The 19,944-nt window shown below is 65.8% G+C and carries 19 protein-coding genes and 1 riboswitch; of the genes, 5 read left to right on the plus strand and 14 right to left on the minus strand.

The features are described 5' to 3' along the window. Positions 1-43 precede the first annotated feature (43 nt). The 5 genes from KIK15_RS15675 to KIK15_RS15695 all read left to right on the plus strand — a co-directional run bounded on the left by KIK15_RS15675 (position 44) and on the right by KIK15_RS15695 (position 6,905). Entirely contained in the window at positions 44-1,435 is a 1,392-nt protein-coding gene (locus KIK15_RS15675; protein ID WP_214245612.1) for a hemolysin family protein, read from the plus strand. Then, the gene (locus KIK15_RS15680) at positions 1,432-2,508 is read left to right on the plus strand and encodes a hemolysin family protein (RefSeq protein WP_214245613.1); all 1,077 of its coding nucleotides are present in this window, start codon (positions 1,432-1,434) and stop codon (positions 2,506-2,508) included. Before KIK15_RS15675 ends, KIK15_RS15680 begins: the two co-directional genes overlap by 4 nt. Then, positions 2,508-3,395, plus strand: coding sequence for a 3-methyladenine DNA glycosylase (locus tag KIK15_RS15685; protein ID WP_214245614.1), 888 nt, complete (start codon positions 2,508-2,510; stop codon positions 3,393-3,395). Before KIK15_RS15680 ends, KIK15_RS15685 begins: the two co-directional genes overlap by 1 nt. A gap of 71 nt (positions 3,396-3,466) precedes the next feature. Then, positions 3,467-5,632, plus strand: a complete 2,166-nt coding sequence (locus tag KIK15_RS15690) for a malate synthase G (RefSeq protein WP_214245615.1) — start codon at positions 3,467-3,469, stop codon at positions 5,630-5,632. A 103-nt stretch (positions 5,633-5,735) separates the two neighbouring features. Then, entirely contained in the window at positions 5,736-6,905 is a 1,170-nt protein-coding gene (locus tag KIK15_RS15695; protein WP_214245616.1) for a substrate-binding domain-containing protein, read from the plus strand. Positions 6,906-6,920: 15 nt separating this feature from the next. Here KIK15_RS15695 and gcvP read toward each other — a convergent pair whose 3' ends face one another. From gcvP to KIK15_RS15765, 14 genes are all read right to left on the minus strand, one after another. Further along, positions 6,921-9,800 (minus strand): aminomethyl-transferring glycine dehydrogenase, encoded by a 2,880-nt coding sequence (gcvP, locus tag KIK15_RS15700; RefSeq protein ID WP_214245617.1) that lies wholly within the window; start codon positions 9,798-9,800, stop codon positions 6,921-6,923. A gap of 158 nt (positions 9,801-9,958) precedes the next feature. After that, positions 9,959-10,059: riboswitch (glycine riboswitch) on the minus strand. Positions 10,060-10,072: 13 nt separating this feature from the next. Next, positions 10,073-10,693, minus strand: coding sequence for a MerR family transcriptional regulator (locus tag KIK15_RS15705; RefSeq protein WP_214245618.1), 621 nt, complete (start codon positions 10,691-10,693; stop codon positions 10,073-10,075). Between the two features lie 265 nt (positions 10,694-10,958). Next, positions 10,959-11,459, minus strand: a complete 501-nt coding sequence (locus tag KIK15_RS15710) for a bifunctional nuclease family protein (protein ID WP_214245619.1) — start codon at positions 11,457-11,459, stop codon at positions 10,959-10,961. 240 nt (positions 11,460-11,699) lie between these two features. Continuing rightward, on the minus strand, positions 11,700-12,383 hold the full coding sequence (locus KIK15_RS15715; RefSeq protein ID WP_214245694.1) for a MerR family transcriptional regulator: 684 nt from the start codon (positions 12,381-12,383) through the stop codon (positions 11,700-11,702). A gap of 43 nt (positions 12,384-12,426) precedes the next feature. Beyond that, positions 12,427-12,882 (minus strand): glycogen accumulation regulator GarA, encoded by a 456-nt coding sequence (garA, locus tag KIK15_RS15720; RefSeq protein WP_374222862.1) that lies wholly within the window; start codon positions 12,880-12,882, stop codon positions 12,427-12,429. A gap of 133 nt (positions 12,883-13,015) precedes the next feature. Beyond that, the gene (gene gcvH, locus KIK15_RS15725) at positions 13,016-13,420 is read right to left on the minus strand and encodes a glycine cleavage system protein GcvH (protein ID WP_214245621.1); all 405 of its coding nucleotides are present in this window, start codon (positions 13,418-13,420) and stop codon (positions 13,016-13,018) included. A 10-nt stretch (positions 13,421-13,430) separates the two neighbouring features. Then, positions 13,431-14,075, minus strand: coding sequence for a CDP-alcohol phosphatidyltransferase family protein (locus KIK15_RS15730; protein ID WP_214245622.1), 645 nt, complete (start codon positions 14,073-14,075; stop codon positions 13,431-13,433). Between the two features lie 19 nt (positions 14,076-14,094). Then, complete coding sequence (gene secA2, locus KIK15_RS15735) at positions 14,095-16,548, minus strand: accessory Sec system translocase SecA2 (protein ID WP_214245623.1); 2,454 nt, start codon at positions 16,546-16,548, stop codon at positions 14,095-14,097. 119 nt (positions 16,549-16,667) lie between these two features. Continuing rightward, complete coding sequence (locus KIK15_RS15740; protein ID WP_214245624.1) at positions 16,668-16,889, minus strand: hypothetical protein; 222 nt, start codon at positions 16,887-16,889, stop codon at positions 16,668-16,670. 31 nt (positions 16,890-16,920) lie between these two features. After that, positions 16,921-17,514, minus strand: a complete 594-nt coding sequence (locus tag KIK15_RS15745; RefSeq protein ID WP_214245625.1) for an SMI1/KNR4 family protein — start codon at positions 17,512-17,514, stop codon at positions 16,921-16,923. Between the two features lie 3 nt (positions 17,515-17,517). Further along, positions 17,518-18,036, minus strand: a complete 519-nt coding sequence (locus KIK15_RS15750; RefSeq protein ID WP_214245626.1) for a hypothetical protein — start codon at positions 18,034-18,036, stop codon at positions 17,518-17,520. Between the two features lie 172 nt (positions 18,037-18,208). Next, positions 18,209-18,805: a mismatch-specific DNA-glycosylase gene (locus KIK15_RS15755; protein WP_214245627.1), complete on the minus strand. Its 597-nt coding sequence runs from the start codon at positions 18,803-18,805 to the stop codon at positions 18,209-18,211. 78 nt (positions 18,806-18,883) lie between these two features. Continuing rightward, positions 18,884-19,411, minus strand: a complete 528-nt coding sequence (locus tag KIK15_RS15760; protein WP_214245628.1) for a phospholipase A2 — start codon at positions 19,409-19,411, stop codon at positions 18,884-18,886. Between the two features lie 77 nt (positions 19,412-19,488). Next, on the minus strand, positions 19,489-19,944 hold a 456-nt coding region (locus tag KIK15_RS15765; RefSeq protein ID WP_214245629.1), incomplete at its 5' end, for an ATP-binding cassette domain-containing protein.

Raw genomic sequence — 19,944 nt, forward strand, 5'->3', positions numbered from 1 at the left:
GCTCCGGTGACCCGACGACGTCGGACGGCAAGGCCACGCTGACATGCAAGTAGTGACTCTGGTCGCCAGCCTGCTCGGTTTCGTGGCCCTCACACTGGGCACCGCGCTGTTCGTGGCTTCGGAGTTCTCGCTCACCGCGCTGGAACGCTCCACGGTCGAGGCCGACCTGCGCCACCGCGGGGACCGTCGGTCACGGCTCGTCGCCCAGGCCCACCGCACCCTCTCGTTCCAGCTCTCAGGTGCGCAACTGGGCATCACCATCACCACGCTGATCACCGGCTACATTGCCGAACCTGTTCTGGCGCAACTGTTCTCACCGGCCTTCGACGCAGTCAGCGTGCCTGCGGACGTATCCGCCGTGCTCTCGACCGCTCTGGCCCTGGTCATCGCGACGTCGTTGTCGATGGTGTTGGGTGAGCTGGTCCCGAAGAACTACGCCATCTCACGGCCACTGTCGACAGCGCGCGCCACCTCGGGGCCGATGATCGTCTTCTCCACGGTTTTCGGCGGCGTGATCCGTGGTCTCAACGGGTTGGCCAATCTCATCGTGCGGCGCCTGGGGGTGGAACCCGCCGAGGAACTACGGTCGGCGCGGTCGCCGCAGGAACTGGTGTCGCTGGTGCGCAACTCAGCGCGCGAAGGTGCGCTGGACAAGGACACCGCGCTGATCGTGGGTCGATCTCTGCAGTTCGGCGAACGTACCGCCGAGGAGTTGATGACCCCACGGGTCACCGTCGATGCGCTCGACGAGGACGCCTCCGTACGTGATCTGATCATCGCCTCCGCTGAGTCGGGCTTCTCCCGTTTCCCGATCGTGGTCGATGGCGACCTCGACAACATCGTGGGATTCGTACACGTCAAGCAGGCCTTCACCGTTCCGGTGGCCAGTCGGGACTCGACTCGGTTGGGGGCGATCGCCCGTCCGGTCCCGATCGTGCCCGCCAGCCTCGACGGGGACGCGGTGATGACGCGCATCCGCGCCGACGGCATGCAGGTGGCAGTGGTGGTCGACGAGTACGGCGGTACCGCGGGCATCGTCACCACCGAGGACCTCATCGAGGAGATCGTCGGCGACGTGACCGATGAGCACGACGACGAGGAGGCCGACGTGGCCCCCGACGGCACCGGGTTCCGCTGCTCGGGTCTGTTGCGCATCGACGAATTGCCCGAAGCGGTCGGATACCGCCCGCCCGAGGGCGAGTACGACACACTCGCCGGGCTGGTCGTGTTCATCCTGGGTCGGCTGGCCGTCGCGGGCGACGAGGTCGATCTGCCCGAGCGCGCCGACGACGGTGACAACGACGGCGAGCCGATGCGTCCGGCGCCGCGGTGGCGAGCGCGGGTCGTGGCCTTGGAAGGACGACGGATCGAGACCATCATGCTGAGCCCGATCACCGACGATTCCGACGGTCCCCGCGGGCGGGTGACCCGATGAGCGATGCGTTCGGTGTCGTCTTGACGGTGGTGTTGTTGGCCGCCAACGCATTCTTCGTGGCCGCGGAGTTCTCACTGATCTCGGCGCGACGGGACCGGCTCGAGGCGCTGGTGCAGCAGGGCAAGAAGCGGGCGCGAACGGTCATGGCGGCGGCGCAGGAGCTCTCCCTGATGCTCGCCGCGGCCCAGCTTGGCATCACGATCTGTTCGATCCTGCTGGGCCGAGTGGGCGAACCGGCGATCGCGCACCTGATCGAGAGTCCGCTGGAGTCGGCAGGACTGCCGAGCGCGTTGCTGCACCCGATCGCGTTCGCTCTCGCGCTGGGGCTGGTGGTGATCCTGCACATCTTGGTGGGCGAGATGGTGCCCAAGAACATCGCACTCGCCGGACCCGAACGGGCGGCGATGCTGTTGGTCCCCGCGCACCTGGCCTTCATCAAGCTGGTCCGACCGCTCATCTCCTTCTACAACCTGGTGGCCAACCTGGTGCTGCGACTCATGCGGGTGGAGCCCAAGGACGAACTCGACGCCACCGTGTCGGTGGGTGAGCTGGCCGAGATGATCGGTCAGTCCCGCCAGGAGGGCCTGATCGATGCCGAGGAACACGACCGGCTCAGCCGGGCACTGTCGATGGCTGATCGAACGGTCGCCGAGGTGACCATCGGCCTGACCAGCCTGCGCAGCGTCGCGGTCACCCTCGACGAACGGACCGGCCGGTCAGGACCCACCCTCGGTTCTGTCGAGAAGGCGGTGTCGGAAACCGGCTTCTCCCGGTTCCCCGTGCGCCGCGACGACGGGACCTTCGTGGGGTACCTGCACCTCAAAGACGTGCTGGAGGAGATCCTCGACGAGAACGTCGGGCCCGGGTCGGTGATCGGAGCCGAGACGATCCGTCCGCTGCCTGCGGTGCCTGCCACCGCCACCCTCGAACAGGCCACCTCGACGCTGCGCCGCATGAGCGCGCACCTGGGTGTTGTGGTCGACGAGGTCGGTGCGACGGTGGGCATCGTGACGTTGGAAGACCTGGTGGAGGAGTTCGTGGGTACCGTGCGCGACGAGACCCACCGGATCTGATGCTCGTCACCACCCTGTCGGCTCGGGAGGTGTCACAGCGCACCGACGCCCATGTCGCGAGAGTGGCCGAACTGCTGGGGCAACATCCGCAGACCACGCCCGCCGGCGAGCCACATCCGGTGTGGCAGTTCCTGTTCCGCTACTACAGCCACAAGCCTTCGCAACTGCGCCGCTGGCATCCGGGCCACGGCATCGCCATCGCGACACCCGCCGCCCACACCCACTACCCCCACTACGAGCCGAGCAATGGCGGGGTGGCGGTCACCGTGTCGCGCGCCCACCTCGCGACGCGGGCGAGAACCGTTGCGTTCGTGGCTGATCTGCTGCATTCGACGTCGCGGCGCCCAGCCCGCCTGAACTGTTTCGGCGCCCACGAATGGGCGATGGTCTACCGCGCGCCCGCCGAGACGCTGCGCCACCGCGCCCCGTTGCGGCTGTCGCCGACCGACACCGACGCGGCGGTGGAGTCGATAGGGTTGCGCTGCACCCATTTCGATGCATTTCGGTTCTTCACCGCCGACGCCGTGCCGCGTAACGCGGCTGTGCTCACCCGCGACACCCAGCCCGCCAGCGAACAACCCGGCTGCCTGCACGCGGGGATGGATCTCTACAAGTGGGCCCACAAACTCAGCCCGCTGATCTGTTCGGATCTCGTGGTCGACGCGCTGACCGTCGCATTCGATCTGCGCGAGCTGGACATGCGGGCGAGCCCCTACGACTTCGAGGACCTCGGACTGAGCCCGATCACCATCGAAACCGCGGCCGGACGCGCGGAATACGTACGGCTGCAGGTGGAGACGACCCGTCGGGCCGCAGCCGTGCGGGCCGATCTGATGCAGGCGTGTGAGTCGCTGCTGAGGACCATCCGGGCCGAAAACCTCCCCTGACGTCGGCTACCTACCGTTGAGTAGCATCTAGGCGACGAGATCGACCGATCCACAACAGAAGGCAGGCCAACATGTCCGAACGCGTCACGGTCGGCGGGGTGCAGATCGCCTCCGTCCTCTACGACTTCATCAACTCCGAGGCACTGCCCGGGACCGGTGTGGATCGCGACGCATTCTGGAACGGGGCCGCCCAGGTCATCACCGACCTGACTCCCCGCAACAGGGAGCTCCTCGAGATCCGGGAGTCGATCCAGCACAAGATCGACGAGTGGCACCGCAGCTACAGCTACGACCCCGCCACCTACAAGGAGTTCCTGACCGAGATCGGGTACCTGGTACCGGTTCCCGAGGACTTCTCGGTCACCACCGAGAACGTGGACCGCGAGATCACCGACACCGCCGGACCCCAGCTGGTGGTGCCGCTGCTCAACGCGCGGTTCGCGATCAACGCCGCCAACGCGCGCTGGGGTTCGCTCTACGATGCGCTGTACGGCACCGACGCCATCTCCGAGGCCGACGGTGCCGAGAAGGGTTCGGCCTACAACCCGGTGCGCGGCGACAAGGTGATCGCCTACGCCAAGAACGCTCTCGACGGTGCGGTCCCCCTCGAGGGCGGGTCGTGGACCTCGGTGACCGGCCTGTCGGTCGTCGACGGCGCACTCGTGGTCACCCTCACCGGTGATTCCACCACCGCACCGGCCGATCCCGACGCCTTCGTCGGCTACACCGGTGATGCGGCGTCGCCCACCGGTGTGCTGTTCCGGCACAACGGACTTCACCTCGAAGTGCAGATCGACCCCAGCTCACCGATCGGTTCCACCGATCCGGCCGGGATCAAGGACGTCCTCGTCGAGTCGGCGATCACCACGATCATGGACTTCGAGGACTCCGTGGCCGCGGTGGACGCCGAGGACAAGGTGCTCGGCTACCGCAACTGGTTGGGACTGAACAAGGGTGATCTCTCCGAAGAGGTCTCCAAAGGCGGCACGACCTTCACCCGCGTACTCAACGCCGACCGCGAGTACACCGCGCCTGACGGCTCCACCCTCACCCTCCCGGGACGGTCACTGCTGTTCGTCCGCAACGTCGGACATCTGATGACCAACGACGCGATCGTCGACGCCGAGGGCAACGAGGTGCCCGAGGGCATCCTCGACGCGCTGTTCACATCGTTGATCGGCATCCATGGCCTCAACGCCACCGACGGTCTGCAGAACTCGCGAACCGGGTCGATCTACATCGTCAAGCCCAAGATGCACGGACCCGACGAGGTCGCGTTCACCGTCGAGTTGTTCGGCCGGGTGGAGCAGGTCCTGGGCCTGCCCGCCAACACCATCAAGGTGGGCATCATGGACGAGGAGCGGCGCACCACCGTGAACCTCAAGGCCTGCATCAAGGCGGCCGCGCAACGCGTGGTGTTCATCAACACCGGCTTCCTCGACCGCACCGGCGACGAGATCCACACGTCGATGGAACTGGGGCCGGTCATCCGCAAGGGCGAGATGAAGGCCCAGACGTGGATCAAGGCGTACGAGAACTGGAACGTCGACACCGGTCTGGCCGCAGGTCTGCAGCACAAGGCGCAGATCGGCAAGGGCATGTGGGCCATGCCCGACCTGATGGCCGACATGTTGGAGCAGAAGATCGCCCAACCCCAGGCCGGCGCCAACACCGCCTGGGTGCCCTCTCCCACCGCCGCCACCCTGCACGCTCTGCATTACCACCAGGTCGACGTGTTCGAGCGACAGGACGAGATCGCCAAGCGCGACCCGGCCTCGCTCGACGACATCCTGACGATCCCGGTAGCGGTGAACCCGTCGTGGTCGGATGCGGAGAAGAAGGAAGAGGTCGACAACAACTGCCAGTCGATCCTGGGATATGTGGTGCGGTGGATCGATCAGGGCGTGGGCTGCTCCAAGGTGCCCGACATCCACGACGTCGCGCTGATGGAAGACCGCGCCACCCTGCGCATCTCCAGCCAGTTGTTGGCCAACTGGATCCGCCACGGCATCGTCTCCGAGGCCGACGTGGTCGCTTCGCTCGAGCAGATGGCGGTGGTGGTCGACGGGCAGAACGCCGGCGATCCGGCGTACCGACCGATGGCGCCGGACTTCGATGCCAGCATCGCCTTCCAGGCCGCGAAGGAACTGATCCTCGCCGGTACCACGCAGCCCAGCGGCTACACCGAGCCGATCCTGCATCGGCGCCGCCGGGAATTCAAGGCCGCCAACGCCTGATCGATCCGGCCGAGCCCCCACCGGGGGGTCACCCGAGGTGACCAGACCCACACTGCGCCACCTCTACACTGTCGGAGATGTCGACCGGTGGAGGTGAGCGCAGGTGGGACAGCACCGCAACGAGGTGGACCGACGCCGTGGCGTCAGCCGCGGTCTGATCCTGACCGTACTGGCCGTCGCGGTGGTGGCGGCGTTGGTCGTGGGCTGGGTGGTGTTGGGCAACCGGCTCACCCAGGACGGGGACTCCGCAGCCAACGCCTGCGCCGAGGGCCCCGAGACGGTGACCGTCATCAGCGATCCCGACCTCGCCGCCCCACTGGCGGCCATCGCCACCGAGTTCGGCAAGACGCGGCCGGTGGTGCGCGACAAGTGCATCACCGTGCAGGTCAAGGCCGGTGACCCCAAGGTGACACTCGACGGGTTGACCGGGACCTGGGACCCGGCATCGATGGGCCCCTATCCGGCAGCCTGGGTACCGGCGTCGTCTATCTGGAGTGCCCAGCTGCTCGCCTCGGCGTCATCGGTGGTCGAGGGGACGCCCCGATCGTTGGTGACCTCCCCGGTGGTGCTCGCCGTGGCCCCGCAGTTCGCCACGACCGTCGGCGGAAAGCTGTCGTGGCTGCAGTTGCTGCCCCTGCAGCGCAACGACGACGGGTTGGCCGAGTTGGGCCTGGAGGGCTGGGGCAGGTTGCGCATCGGGTTCGCCACCGGATCTGATCTCGATGCCGGGGTGTTGGCGGCGCAGGCGGTGGCCACCGAGATCACCCACACCGATTCCGCCGGTCTCACCACCGACGACACCGCGCTGCCGCAGGTGGTCTCCACTATCAAGGATCTGCGTAAACGGGCCGTCCCGGTCCCCGACGGCAGCGCCGCACGGGCTCTGCCGATCATCGCCGGACCCTCACCGGCAAGCGCTGACATCCAGGCCATCCCCATGACCGAGCAGGCACTCTATGCGGCCACCCGCGGCGCCAACCCGCCTCAGGTGGTCGGACTTCTCCCGTCGGGGGTCACCCCGATGGCCGACTACCCGGTTGTCGATCTCACCGGACCCAAGGTGAGCGCGGCGCAGGCCGAGGCGGTGACGAAGTTCTTCGACTTCACCCGCCTACCCGAACAACTGCGTCGGATCACCAGCCTCGGATTCCGGGGGAACGCAGCGCTACCGGCCGCGAACACCGCAGTCTCCTTTCCGGTCACCGCCAACCCCATGGCTGCGCCCGATCCGGCAGCGTCGGTCGCCATCACCGACCTCATGACCCGTCGCTGAGCATCACCTACGCAGTCAGGCTTCGCTGAACGCGCTGATCGGCGGGCAGCTGCACACCAGGTTGCGGTCGCCGTAGACACCGTCGATCCGACGCACCGAGGGCCACACCTTGTCACGCGCCCCGACCGACGGGCGGCCGTTGGGGTAGGCCGCCTGCTCTCGGGTGTAGGGATGATCCCACTCGCCCACCAGGCATTCCGCCGTGTGAGGTGCCCCGCGCAGCGGGTTGTCCTCGACCGGCCAGACGCCGGCGGCCACTGCGTCGATCTCACCTCGGATCGCGATCATCGCGTCACAGAACGCGTCGATCTCGTCGAGGTTCTCACTCTCGGTCGGCTCCACCATCAGCGTGCCCGACACCGGGAAGCTCATCGTCGGCGCGTGGAAACCGAAGTCGGCCAACCGTTTTGCCACGTCATCTACGGTCACTCCGGTCGCTTTGGTGATCGGGCGCAGGTCCAGGATGCATTCATGGGCCACCCACCCGCTGTCGCCGGTGTAAAGGATCGGGAAGTGATCGGCGAGTCGGCGCGCGATGTAGTTTGCCGACGCGATCGCAGTCAGCGTGGCGCGCCGCAGCCCCTCGGCGCCCATCATCACGATGTAGGCGTAGGTGATCGGCAGGATCGAGGCCGACCCGTAGGGTGCACCGGAGATGGTGGCCGAGCCGGGTAGGTCCGAGGCGAGGGGATGCCCGGGCAGGAACGGCGCGAGGTGCTCTCGAACACCGATCGGGCCAACTCCCGGGCCACCGCCACCGTGCGGGATGCAGAAGGTCTTGTGCAGGTTCAGGTGACTGACGTCGCCACCGAAATGGCCCGGACGGGCCACTCCCACAAGGGCGTTGAGATTGGCCCCGTCCACGTACACCTGGCCACCCGCGTCGTGCACAGCCGAGCAGATCTCTCGGACCTCGTGCTCGAACACCCCGTGGGTCGAGGGGTAGGTGATCATGATCGCCGCCAACTCCTCGGCGTGCGTGGCGATCTTCTCCTTGAGGTCTGCGGTGTCGACGTCACCGTTGGCGCGGCAGTTGACCACCACCACCCGCATCCCGGCCATCACCGCAGACGCCGCGTTGGTTCCGTGCGCACTCGAGGGGATGAGGCAGACATCGCGCCGAACATCGCCGCGTGCAAGGTGGTACCCACGAATCGCCAAGAGGCCCGCATACTCGCCTTGCGATCCGGCGTTGGGCTGCAGGCTGATTCGGTCGTAGCCGGTGATGTCGGCCAGCCAGGTCTCGAGCCGGGTGATCAGCGTACGCATCCCCCGCACATCAACGGTGGGCGCGAACGGGTGCAAGCCGGCGAACTCAGGCCAGGTGATGGGTTCCATCTCGGCCGCCGCGTTGAGCTTCATCGTGCAGGAGCCCAGGGGGATCATGCTTCGATCCAGCGCGATGTCCTTGTCCGAGAGCCGCCGCAGATACCGCAGCATGGCGGTCTCGGTGTGGTACCTGCCAAACGCCGGATGGGTGAGGTACTCCGACGACCGTGCCGGTGCGACCGCTGGGACCGTCGTGGCCCAGCCGCGGTCACAGGACTGTCCGAACGCAGCCGCCACCGCCGCGATGTGCTCGACTGTGGTGGTCTCGTCGCAGGCGACAGCGACGTGGTCGGCGTCGACGAGACGCAGGTTGATGTTCGCGTCCCGCTTGGCTGCGGCGACGACGTCCTGCGCGCCACCGGGAACGTGCACGAGGATGGTGTCGAAGACGTTCGCATGCACCACGCGTAGACCCCCCGCGGCGAGACGATCAGCCAAGATCATCGCCATCGCGTGAACGCGTTCGGCTATCGCGCGCAGACCGTTCGGGCCGTGGTAGCTGGCATACATCGCGGCCAGCACGGCCAGCAGCACTTGCGCCGTGCAGATGTTGCTGGTGGCCTTCTCGCGCCGAATGTGTTGCTCGCGCGTCTGCAGCGAGAGCCGGTAGGCCAGGTTGTCATCAGCGTCCTTGGACACCCCGACCAGACGCCCAGGCATCGATCGCGCGTAGGCCGAGCGCACCGACAGATAGCCGGCGTGCGGGCCACCGAAACCCATCGGGACCCCGAAGCGCTGGGTGGTCCCGAAACACACATCGGCGCCTTGCTCGCCGGGCGCGGCAACCACCGTCAACGCCAGCAGGTCGGCTCCTACTGCGACCAGAGCACCGCGCTCGTGGGCGGCGGCGACGATCGGAGCGATGTCGACCACCCGGCCGGAAGCGCCCGGGACCTGCATCAGGACCCCGAAGAACTCGCCCTCGGGCAGCCCCTCGGTGAGGTCTGCGCAGACCACCTCGATGCCCAGGGGTTCTGCACGCGTGGCGATCACGGCCATCGTCTGGGGGAACACGTCGGCGTCCACCACGAAACGCGGTGAGCGGTTCTTGGTCGCCCGTCGCAGCAGCGTCATGGCCTCGGCGGCGGCGGTCGACTCGTCGAGCATGGAGGCATTGGCGACATCCATCCCGGTGAGGTCGGACACCATCGTCTGGAAGTTGAGCAACGCCTCCAAGCGACCCTGGCTGATCTCGGGCTGATACGGCGTGTATGCGGTGTACCACGCCGGGTTCTCGATGATGCTGCGCCGCAACACCGCCGGGGTGTGGGTGCCGTAATAACCCAGCCCGATCATGGACGTGGCGACGGTGTTCTGGGACGCCAGCTCGGCGAGCTCGGCCAGCGCCTGCACCTCGGACGAGGCCGGCGGCAGCGACTGCAGGCCGTTGTCGTGGGCGGGGTCGGCAATCGATGACGGGACCACCCGGGAGGCCAGGTCCTCGAGATCGCTCACCCCGATGAGGTCGAGGATGCGCTGCAGTTCCTCGCGATCGGGTCCGACGTGGCGGTCGGCGAACACGTCTGCGGACGACAGCGAGGGTTGCGGGTGAACGGCTTGGGACACGAGAGAACCTTTGCGCCGAGCTCGGCGAACACGCCGAGCGGTGTCAGTCCTCCCCCTCTGTCCTGCCCGTCGTGCATGGGCGCCTGAGAGATTCGGCTGCGGTGGCGCAACCTTTCACCGTGGGCGGGTGACCGAGTCACCACTTTCCAGAGACGTCGACACACAACACGGTCCGGGTGCCTGAGAGATTGACGGGGAGGTGTTGCTCCTTCGGCGGTCTCGACCGGTCAGGTCGGTGACGCTCTCCCGTGCCGTGGCGACGTTCTGGAAGTCTAACCGGTCCGGCGGGTGCGGGTCTTGCGACGAGCTGCCAGCTCGTCCTCGGGAGCCTCCTCGCTGACCGCGCCATCGGCGCGTTCGCCCGGGAAGTCGGCGATGGTGCCCGACAGCTCACGCATGGCTCCGGCCACTGCGATGCCGAACACACCTTGACCACCCTGCAGCAGGTCGACCACCTCTTCGGCCGACGTGCACTCGTAAACGGTGGTGCCGTCGGAGAACAGCGTGATGCGCGCAAGGTCCTCGACGCCACGTTTACGCAGGTGATCAACCGCGACGCGGATGTTCTGCAAGGAGATTCCGGTGTCGAGGAGTCGTTTGACGATCTTGAGGACCAGGATGTCCTTGAACGAGTACAGCCGTTGACTACCGCTGCCGGCCGCGCCACGGATAGACGGCACCACCAGCGACGTCCGGGCCCAGTAGTCGAGTTGGCGATAGGTGATCCCGGCGATCTGACAGGCGCTGGGGACGCGGTATCCGACCAGCTCATCTGGGACGGTGTCGTTGGGGAAGACCCCGGGGGCGATGTCGTCGAGAGTGCCCTGAGTGGGACGGGGCACCAACGGCGCGTCGCCGGTCGAGCCCGCTGGGTCCTGCGGCTGATCGCCCACTGCTACTCCTCGAAAATCGGGTGAGTCCCCCGGCGACCTCGGGGCCACCGATGCGAACTCCACCGATGGACCTCAGATTACGCCGTCGTATCCGACCCGTGCTGGCGTCCCGCCCGGTGGCGGACATCTGAGTCAAACGGTAAGGGGCGATCGGCCCGCGGACAACGCGACGCGCGCAAACCTGACCCTCGACCTCACGTAGAGGGTGATCTGTGACGTCGTGGTGTCCGAAATGAGATCTCGTTCGCCTGACGCCGGGCGCCGATCAAGCTCCGCCGGATGCTTTGAAGTCGTCAGGCGAGATGGTGTCGAGGAACTCCTTGAACTTCTCCACCTCGTCTTCCTTGACCTCCTCGGAGTCGGCGGACTCCTCGTCGGGGATCAGCAGACCGGCCTCGTCCAGCACGCCCTCGTCGGCGATGATCGGCACCCCGGCCCGGATCGCCACGGCGATGGAATCCGACGGACGAGCCGAGACACGCAGGTCGTCGGCGAAGATCATCTCCGCGTAGAAGGTTCCCTCCTGCATGTCGACGATGCGAACCTCGAGGAGTTCCTGGCCGAACGCAGCCATCAGGTTGACGATCAGATCATGGGTGAGCGGTCGCGGCGGTTCCACACCGCGCTGCTTGAGCGCGATGGACGCCGCCTCACTCTGTCCGATCCAGATGGGCAGATAGCGGTCGCCGTCCACTTCGCGCAGCAACAACACCGGTTGACCCTGCGGCGGCTCCACCCGGATTCCGACGACCTGCATCTCGCCCATCTGTGTCTCCCGCCTGCCGTCGACGACCGAACATTCGTGGGGCCTTGATCGGGCGCTCGTGTCGTGACGCTGATCGTATGGCACCGCAGCGCGCCACCCGGCCGAATCCGACGCTACACGCGCTCGATGCGAACGGCTGCGCCGCGCGCGAACGTACACGGGCGGTCATCAGGGTCACCGCCAATCATGGCAGGCGACAAGGAAATACAGGGTCATTGAGTGACTCCGGGTGGGAACGTCTCAGTCGAGAGCGTCGCGGACCGCGGCCTTCACCAGCTGGGTGTGCAGGGTGACCGAGAGCGCTGCGAGTTCACGGATCACCTCTTCGGCGCGGTCACGGGCACCGTCACCACGACTCTTGGCTATCGGGGTGGCGATCTGCACGACCAGACCGGCCTCACGATCGGCCGAGACCTTGAACGTACGCAGATGTCGGGCCTCGAGCCCGTAGGCGGCCAAGGCAGCGGCCGCCTCGACCAGACGCACCGCGTCCTCGTCGAAGAACCCGCCGGGCCCTGCGGTCAGCAGTCCGCCGCGCTGCAGCTCCGAGACGAAGCCGTCGGTGGCACCGGTCCGCGCCACCAACGTTTCACGCGAGATCCGGGCGGTGGTGTGTGCGAAGTCGGTGGCCGGCGCCACCCACGACCGTGCCGAGGACAGCAGCCGTGCGGTACCCGGATCCACCCGCTCACCGCGATCGATCGATTCGAGCTGCTCCTTGATCACCTTCAGGGGCAGATAGCGATCCCGCTGCGCGGTCAGCACGAACCGGAGACGTTCACAGTCTGCAGTGGTGAACCGCCGGTACCCCGACGGAGAACGCTGCGGGGTGATGAGCCCTTCGGACTCGAGAAAGCGGATCTTGGAGATGGTGACGTCTGGGAAGTCGCCACGCAGCCGATCCAGGACAGCACCGATCGACATCGATCCCTCGGACTGCCCTCCGGTGGACGGTGCGGTCACATCGCTACCCGGCGGCCGATGATCCGTCGCCGGTGGGGCCGCTGAGGAAGACGAGACGGAACTTGCCGATCTGCACCTCGTCGCCGTTGGCCAGCACGGCCGCGTCGACCGGCTCACGGTTGACGTAGGTGCCGTTGAGGCTACCCACGTCGACGACCTGGAACTCGTTGTCACCCAGGCGGAACTCGGCGTGCCGCCGACTCACCGTCACGTCGTCGAGGAAGATGTCGCTGTCGGGATGCCGTCCTGCCGACGTGGTCGGCTGGTCGAGGAGAAACCGCGAACCGGCGTTGGGACCACGCTTGACGACCAGCAGAGCCGTGCCCGCCGACAACCGCTCCACGCCTGCATCCGAGGTCTCACCCGACCCACCGGTCGCGTCGAGCTCCTTGATCAAATCGGCGCGAAAGACCGACGTCGTCTCCACCGGCGCGTCGTAGCCCTTGTCGTTGTCGCTCACCACTTCTCCTTCAGTCCGTGTGCCTGCAAGGGCACCTCAGTCGGTCGTGTGCCCACCAGGCGGCGTGGCCGTCGTGTGACCGTCGGGCGCCGTGGCACCCGACACCGCACGACCGTACCCCTCCGCGTCGAGCTCATTCTCCGATGACCGACCGGTATCCGTCGGCGTCGAGCATGTCCTCGAGCAGGTTGCCCAGGTCGGTATCCTCGCCGACGACGATCTCCACCAGCCAGCCCGCCCCGTACGGATCGGAGTTGATCAGCTCGGGTGAACTGTCGAGCTCGTCGTTGATCGCCGCGATGGAACCGTCCAGCGGACCGTAGATGTCGGACACGCTCTTCGTCGATTCCACTTCGGCGAACGACTCGCCCTTGCCCACTACGTCATCGACGGCAGGAAGCTGGACGAACACGACGTCGCCGAGCTGATCTTGGGCGTAGGCGGTGATGCCCACGCGCACGACGCCGGGACCCACCTTCTCGATCCATTCGTGCTCGACGGTGTAACGCAGGTTGTCGGGGACCTCGGTCTCACTCACGCGGAGAACCTTAGCGTGGATCACTCCTGCCCACCCCACCGACCGGTGGCAACTGTCGAACCACCAGAGCGGTCTGAAAGACGTACTGCACGAACGACCACACGTACATCCCGGTGCCCCAGATCAAGAAGGCCCAGCCGATGGGCCGCAAGACGTCGCCGAGGACCCCGTCGAGTTGTCCACCGAGCAGAAGCGGGAACCCGTACATCAGTGCGAACGTGGCGGCCTTGCCCACGTAGGTCGAGGGTAGGGCCGCGATGCCGCGGGCGCTCAGGAACGGAACTGTGGCCAACAGCAACACATCTCGCGCCAACAGGATGCCCACCACCCACCAGGGGACGATGCTGCGGACACCCAGACCGATCGGGATCACGATCATGTAGATCCGATCCGCGGCGGGGTCGAGAAGCGCACCGAGCCGCGACGACTGATCCAGCAGCCGGGCGAGCTTGCCGTCGGCCCAGTCCGAGACGCCCGAGACGAGCAGGACCACGAACGCCCACCCGTCTGCCTTCTCGACCAGCAACAGCCAGACGAAGACCGGGACCAACAGCAGCCGCAGCAGGCTCAGAGCGTTGGGGACGGTGACGATGCGGTCGCGCGAGGGGTTCTCGATCGCGTCGGCCGACCTGGCGGTGGGGTCTGATGCGTTCATCCGGGTGGGTTGCTGTCCGTCAGCGGAAGATGCCGATGATGCCCTGCAGCGTCTTGGCACCACCACCGGCGAACGGGTTGTCGTGGACCATGTAGGTCCAGGTTGTCGTCGACCGGCGCAGATCCGCGCCCGCGAGGTCGACACCGTCGGCGGTGATCTCCACGGTGCGGAACGTCTCGCGCGTCTTTTCAACCGCCGTCGCCGGCAGGCGTGAGAACTCGTCGAGGATCAGCTTGTGGAACTCGTCGAGTGGGCTCTCGCGGCCGATCGAGCGCAGGTGGATGCTGGCGCGAACGTCGGAGACGAACGCCAGATGATCGGCCCACCCACGATCGAGATGGAACAGCGCGATCTCGCGTGCGGCCTGCACCAACACGTCGCGATCGATCGGCTCGTCGGGAATCGACGGCGCAGATGGAGCATCCCCATCTGGGTTGTCCCCGTCTGGGGTGTCCCCATCTGGGCTCACGCTGCCTGAAGCATCGGCCTCACCCTCGGCGGCCTCGGTCTCCTCAGACGTCGACTTGCCCTCGGTCAGTTGCGCGTAGCGGGCCGGCTCGCTCTCGGCGAGTTCCTCAAGTGCGATCTCGGTGGTCAGCAGCTCCATCCGACGCTTGACCACGATGTCACGCTGTTGGTTGACCAGCAGGTTGTAGCGCCAGGTGTTGGCGTGGAGCTCGAGCATGATGCCCTCGGCCACACGTTGGGCCTGCTCGATGAGCTCGATCCCCTTCTCCCCCATCGATCCGTCGGGTTCCTCGGACACCGGGTCACGCTTGAACGAGAGATTCTTGACGACCACCGGGTCCTCGAGGCTGGAGAAGAACACCGACCGGCCCGGATCACCCTGACGCCCCGCGCGGCCGCGCAGCTGGTTGTCGAGACGTTCGGTGTCATGGCGCCCGGTACCGACGACGCACAGACCGCCCAGTTCGACGATCTGATCGCGGGCACCGGTGGACTTGCCGTTCTTCTCTCCGCTCGATCCACCGAGCTTGATGTCGGTTCCACGCCCAGCCATCTGCGTCGACACCGTCACCGCGCCCAGCGCGCCCGCCTCGGCGATGATCGAGGCCTCCTCGGCGTCGTTCTTCGCATTGAGCACAACGCATTTCACATCCGCTCGGTCCAGCAGATAGGCGAGTTCCTCGGACTGGGCGACGTCGTGGGTCCCGATCAGGACCGGCTGTCCGGTCTCGTGGATCTCCTTGACGAACTCGACGACGGCCTCGGCCTTGTTGGCCTTGGTGTCGTACACGCGGTCGGGTTCATCGATGCGGATGTTCTCGCGGTTGGGGGGGATCTGCGACACGGCCAGCGAGTAGAACTGCCGGAACTGTTCACCGGCGGCCAAGGCGGTACCGGTCATTCCACACACCGTCGGGTAGCGACCGATCAACGCCTGCACGGTGATCGTGTCGATCACCTCACCTGAATCGGTCTGCGCCAGTCCCTCTTTCAGTTCCACCGCCGCCTGCAGGCCGTCTGGCCAGCGCTGCAGTTGCGCGATCCGACCACGGGAGGCGTTGATCAGGTGCACTCCTCCATCGCGGACGATGTAGTGCACGTCGCGCTCGACGAGGATGTGGGCGTGCATGGCGATGTTGACATGCACCAACGTGGTGCCGACGTGTTCCTCGTCGTAGAGGTTGATGTCGCCGAGCTCGGCCTCGATGAAAGCCGCACCCTCGTCGGTGAGGAAGACGTTGCGTCCCTCGGTGTCGATCTCGTAGTGGTTCTTGCGTAACTTGGCCACCGCATCGTGGATGACGCGATCGGGCACCTCCCCGGTGGTCGCACCGGCCAGGACCAACGGAACCAGCGCCTCGTCGACGAGCACCGAGTCTGCTTCGTCGATGATCGCCACGTCCGGGCGGGGCGAGACGAGATCGTCGGCGTGGGTGACCAGCTGATCACGCAACACGTCGAACCCGATCTCGTTGACCGATCCGTAGGTGATGTCACTGGCGTAGGCCGCCTTGCGGGCGGCGCGATCGGAGTTCTCCGACACCGCTCCGGCGGTCAGGCCGAACAGCGTCAACAGCGGCGTCATCAGCGTGGCGTCACGGGTGGCCAGATAGTCGTTGACGGAGATGACGTGGACGCTGTGGCCCAACAATGCATAACCGACTGCTGCAATCGCCCCGGCGAGGGTTTTACCCTCTCCGGTAGCCATCTCCACGACGTCACCTTCGAGCAGCCGCAACGCACCTTGCAACTGCACGTCAAACGGGCGCATCGACAACGACCGCTCGCTTCCCTCGCGGGCCAACGCCAGGAACTTCGCGCGGTCGCGGCCGGCGGGGTCGGAGATGTCGAGCGCTCTCGCGGCGTCGGCGAACTCGTCATCGTCGAGGCCGGCCGCCCAGTCGTCGTGGTCGGCCGAGCGCTTGATCAGCGCGATCGACTTCGACTGGTTGCGCGACGACTGTGCACCCAGTGCACGCCACATCCTGTTCGAGAGCTTTCCCACCGAGCCGAACTCCTTGCCGCAGTAACTTCCGGTCAGACACTGTTGCCGCCGGTCAGATGTGACCTACCGTACGCGGACCCGACCACTGGATCAGTCCGAGGCGGTGCATGACCACGGCATCAGTCGGGCAAGCTCCGCATTCCGCGCAGATGCCGCCCCGCGGACCAGCAACTGGCGAACCGAGCCACCGGACGACCCAGCTGCGTGAGCAGTCCTGCCGTTCGCGAGACGGCAACGATCTCGCGCGGCCGACGCGGCGACGTGTGCTCGACCCGCGCGCGCGTGGACCAGCCCAGCGGGTCGCGCTCGATGGCGATCGGCGCTTCGACGTTGATCGCCACGGCGATCATCTTGATGGCGCAGGACATACAGTCAACCGGACGATTCCGATTGCAGGCCAGTAACAATTTCGGCAGCAGCCAAGAATCCCTCAAAATGCGGGGCTATGAAATAGACGTTCTGAAACTTTGACACCTCGGGCATGTCCTCGCCAGTATCGACACGATAGTCATCCTCATCCCATTCGTTGTCGTGGTCCCACCAAAAGAAGCCAGGGCCCACTGGGGAATCAGCGATATAGCATATCTGCCCGCCCGAACCATCGGCAGCTACTGGAACGCTACCTTCAGGCATTCGCGTATTGTACGTTTTCAGCGCCCAACTCAGGTTCAGCGTCTCTTCCGCCAGGTTCAAACCATAGAAGTGGGAAAATCCTGCACTATTATGTCGGCGATTGGGAATACCAACGCTTTCGGCATGAAGATGAACCGCGCTCTGCCCCGCAAGGCGAAACACCACCTCTTCATCTGAGGAACAACAACCCCAAGTCGCCACGAAGTCTATGAATTTGCCTGGAAGTGACCTTTCGTATGATCGTAATATCTTCCACAGCTCCTCTGGAGCCACCCCGACGAATGCATCTCCAGTTACTGGATGCAGTCCACCCAGGCAATCCAACTCGTTCAACTCTCAATCCTCCTCGAGGGTAAGCACCTGCATGTCCTTCTCTAGTTCAGCGGTCATAGTTGGCAATCTCTCGACGTTGGTGAGAACGAAATCATAGCCGCAAGACTGTACTGCTCCACTTACAACTTTTCGATACCCATAGATATCAACGTCATAAAATCCTGGCTCGCAGTCAATGTCAAACCACCCTTCATCCTCGTACCAGTCCAACAGAACTGCCATATCGGCGATGACCAACCTCACTGACACGCGCAGTGGGAACCCTTTATTGTCTTTAATGGAATCCAGTCCCCAGCAACTGGGCTCACTGACCGACCGTACGTAAACTTCATATGAACCATCATTGATACCAATCAGGGGCACGACAATGCCCTGCTGTACGACTTCATCACCCATGTTGGTAGTGGTGAAGTCCCTCCATACATTATGGCCCCGCTTGATCCCTCCGTAGTAATCCGACAATCTGGCGGGATCAAAGATGACAATTCCATTGAAATCTACAGTCATGTCAAAGCGCTTCATCTCAATACCTCAGCAACCACTTCGAGATTTGTTGAACCACTCGGAGACCCTATCGAACGCTTGAGATGACCCAGCTGATACCGGGCGGTAGCGGTTGCCTGCGGGTGGCACCCACATCGGGGTACGGCATCGAGGCAGCGCGCAACGCTGCCTGCCAGACATTGCAGCCACGCTAGCGGTGGACCGGTCCGCTCACGGGGTCTGCGATGGTCAGGCCGGCGGCAATCGCGACCTCGCGATAGGCGGCTGCCAGCGAGTTCACGGTGTGATGAGCGTTGAGGCCACTGGGGTTGGGTACCACCCACAGCGGTCGATTCCGCAGATCGACGGACTGTCGCCCGGTACCGGCGGCCCGATCGCCGGATGCGCTGCGGTAGGCGGTGATCCCCGCGATCGCCACCACCGTCGGGGCGATGGCGTCGACCCGGTCTGCGAGCAGCCGCCAGCCGGCGCGTAACTCCTCGACGTCGAGTTCGTCGGCGCGCGCCGTTGCTCGGCCGACGATGTTCGTGATGCCGACCCCGGCCGCCATCAGATCGGCACGATCGGCGTCGGTCCACCCGCGCGAGGCGTCAATCACCCGATCGAGGATTCCGGCCCGATGCAGCGCCGGATAGAAGCGATTGCCGCGGCGCGCGAAGTGCGCGCCGGTGGCCGCCGACCACAGGCTGGGATTGATCCCGACGAACAACAGCCGACAGTCGTCGCCGACGAGATCGTCAACGAGCGCACCCCGACAGGCCTGCAGCTCCGCGTCGGTGAATCCCACACCGCAAGAGTACCTTTCACTGCCGCCGGTAACCGCGCGCAAGATCCACGCTGGCGGGCGACAATCACCGCGCTTGGGCTACAGATGTGCGAGAGTAACTGCTGCCCAATAGATGTCGGCGGTGGCCACGCACGTCGTGTACGCCACACCTGATCCGTAGGCGTAGGCGCAGTTGGTGATCATGTCAGTGCGCAGCGCCGAGTTGCAGGCGGTGTACGACCGACCGGCGGCGTCGGCGGCGTCGTAACAGAGGTCGTGGCGGGCGCACGGTCCGCGAAAGTCCGCAGCGAAGTAGCTGTCGGGCGACGAGGTGCAATAGTCATGCCGCGCGACCGGTTGCAGGTTCGGGTTGTAGACGTAGTTCGACGGCACCGTGACGAACGGCGCAGCCGCGGCCTGAGTCGCCGACTTCGACTGTGCAACCGACGGATCGGCGACGAAGTCCCGGCCGGGCAGTGCGGGACCCGGGTACACCGTGGAGGCCTGCGCGGCGGCCGGGTCGATCGGATACTGCTCGGTAGGTGTCGCCGAGGCGGTCGGTGCGAACGACCCGACGGCGAACGCGGTCAGCATGGCGATGAGGACGCCCGTCACAAACTTGTTCATTAGCGCAGCTAATCAGGATTGGGCTCCTGAACACCCGCGTTCTCGCGAACACGAGGTGAACACTTCGGGAGGATCGATCAGCCCGCCAGATGGGCGTACTCGCGGCTGAGTTCGGCCCAAGGACCCTCGGCCACCATCCGACCAGCCTCGAGGACCACCACCCGATCGGCCCGTGCCAGCGCGGCCCGTTTTGAGGTGGCACCGATGACCGCGATCCCACGCGCCCGCAGCGCGGTCCACAACTCGATCTCGGTGGCGGCGTCGAGCGCACTGGAGACGTCGTCGGCGAGGAGGAGTTCCGGTTCGGCCGCCAACGCTCGGGCCAAGGCCAAGCGCTGGATCTGACCACCCGACAGGCGCACCCCGCGGTGCCCGATCACCGAGTCCACTCCCCCGGCGGCCTCGACGTCGGGACGCAGTCGGGCGTCATCGATGGCCTGGTCGATGGCTCGATCCAGATGGTCGAGTCGGATGTTGTCGGCAAACGTCCCCGACAGCACCCGCGGAACCTGGGCCACGTAAGCCACCCGTCC

The organism is Williamsia sp. CHRR-6 (genome assembly GCF_018474015.1).
Classification (GTDB): Bacteria; Actinomycetota; Actinomycetes; order Mycobacteriales; family Mycobacteriaceae; genus Williamsia_A.

Bases quoted from the DNA above. Each gene is read 5' to 3' on its own strand.
- KIK15_RS15675 (WP_214245612.1), top strand. From the start codon at position 44: ATGCAAGTAGTGACTCTGGTCGCCAGCCTGCTCGGTTTCGTGGCCCTC.
- KIK15_RS15680 (WP_214245613.1), top strand. From the start codon at position 1,432: ATGAGCGATGCGTTCGGTGTCGTCTTGACGGTGGTGTTGTTGGCCGCC.
- KIK15_RS15685 (WP_214245614.1), top strand. From the start codon at position 2,508: ATGCTCGTCACCACCCTGTCGGCTCGGGAGGTGTCACAGCGCACCGAC.
- KIK15_RS15690 (WP_214245615.1), top strand. From the start codon at position 3,467: ATGTCCGAACGCGTCACGGTCGGCGGGGTGCAGATCGCCTCCGTCCTC.
- KIK15_RS15710 (WP_214245619.1), bottom strand. From the start codon at position 11,459: ATGGGCGAGATGCAGGTCGTCGGAATCCGGGTGGAGCCGCCGCAGGGT.
- KIK15_RS15715 (WP_214245694.1), bottom strand. From the start codon at position 12,383: ATGTCGATCGGTGCTGTCCTGGATCGGCTGCGTGGCGACTTCCCAGAC.
- KIK15_RS15730 (WP_214245622.1), bottom strand. From the start codon at position 14,075: ATGAACGCATCAGACCCCACCGCCAGGTCGGCCGACGCGATCGAGAAC.
- KIK15_RS15750 (WP_214245626.1), bottom strand. From the start codon at position 18,036: ATGAAGCGCTTTGACATGACTGTAGATTTCAATGGAATTGTCATCTTT.
- KIK15_RS15760 (WP_214245628.1), bottom strand. From the start codon at position 19,411: ATGAACAAGTTTGTGACGGGCGTCCTCATCGCCATGCTGACCGCGTTC.